Genomic DNA, 1,622 nt, shown 5'->3' with positions numbered 1-1,622 from the left:
ATGAGCACCGACAAGCCGAAGGATGCGCCCAGCGACAGCACCACCGTGCCGACGATGACGGCCGAGGCCACCACGCTTCGCGTCAGGATCAGCATGATGATGAAGATCAGGCACAGCGAGGCGATGCCGGCGATCAGTAGGTCGTAGTTGGCGCCTTCCTGCATGTCCTTGAACATGGCTGCCGTGCCGCCGAGGTAGATCTTGGAGCCCTCCAGCGGCGTGCCCTTGATGGCTTCCTTGGCGGCCAGCTTGATCGGTTCGACGTGCTTGATGCCTTCGGGGCTCATCGGGTCACCGTCATGGCTGATGATGAACCGCACCGCATGCCCGTCAGGCGACAGGAACATCTTCATGCCACGCTTGAAGTCTGGATTGTCGAAGGCTTCCGGTGGCAGATAGAACGAGTCGTCGTTCTTGGCCTTGTCGAACGCCTGACCCATGGCGGTGGAGTTGTCCTGCATGGCGGCCATCTGGTCCTGCAAACCACCCTGGGTGGCCTGCATGGTCTGCATCATGGCCTTCATCGACGTCATGGTCGCGATCATGGGCGGCATCAGCGCGAGCATCTGCGGCAGCATCGCGTTGAGGTGGTCCATGTCGGGAACGATGTTCTTGAAGTCGTCGGTCATGGTGTCGATGCCGTCAAGCGCGTCGAACACCGACCGCATGGCCTGACACATGGGGATGTCGTAGCAATGCGGTTCCCAGTACAGGTAGTTGCGGATGGGCCGGAAGAAATCGTCGAAATCGGCGATGTGATCCCGCAATTCCTCGATGTCGGCGACCATGCCGTGCATCTTGCCGACCATGCTGTTCATGGTCTGCGACATCTCGGTCATCAGCGCGATCATCCGAGTCATCGTGTCGATCATCGTCTGCATCTGCTCGGCCTGGACACCCATGTCCTTCATGCGGTCCTGCATGTACTTCTGATTCATGGTCTGGGTGGTGCCCTGCATGCTGATGTTGAACGGGATCGAGGTGTGCTCGATGGGCGTGCCCTGCGGCCGGGTGATGGCCTGTACCCGGGAGATGCCCGGCACTCCGACCACGCGCTTGGCGATCCGTTCGATGACCAGGAAGTCCGCGGAGTTGCGCAGATCGTGGTCGCTCTCGATGAGCAGCAACTCGGGGTTCATGCGGGCTTGCGAGAAGTGCCGGTCGGCGACGGCGTAACCGGTGTTGGCGGGCAGGTCCGTCGGCAGGTACTTGCGGTCGTTGTAGTTGGTCCGGTAGCCGGGCAGGGTCAGCAATCCGACGAGTGCGAGCCCGATGGTGGCGACGAGGATCGGCACCGGCCAGCGGACGACCGCGGCGCCGATCTTGCGCCAGCCGCGGGTACGCATGGCGCGCTTGGGTTCCAGGGTCTTACCGAACTTCGTGGCGACCGTGATGATCGCCGGGCCCATCGTGAGCGCGACGACGACGACCATGACCATGCCGATGGCCAGCGGGATACCCAGGGATTGGAAATAGGGCAGCCGCGTGAAATGCAGACAGAACGTGGCGCCCGCGATGGTCAGGCCAGACCCCAGCACCACATGCGCGGTGCCGTGGAACATCGTGTAGTACGCCGATTCCCGGTCCTCACCGACACTGCGGGCCTCTTGATATCGGCCGAT

Annotated in this window: 1 protein-coding gene; it reads right to left on the bottom strand. The window is 62.2% G+C overall.

Annotated features, from left to right (window positions below):
* Nucleotides 1–1,622: MMPL family transporter (locus tag A5784_RS22770; RefSeq protein WP_156750719.1), on the bottom strand; the 1,622-nt coding region annotated here is incomplete at both ends.

The sequence above is a fragment of the Mycobacterium sp. 852013-50091_SCH5140682 genome, assembly GCF_001665685.1.
In the GTDB taxonomy this organism is placed as follows: Bacteria; Actinomycetota; Actinomycetes; order Mycobacteriales; family Mycobacteriaceae; genus Mycobacterium.
Note: the sequence above shows the minus strand (reverse complement) of the source record. Positions and strands in the feature narration are given on the sequence as shown.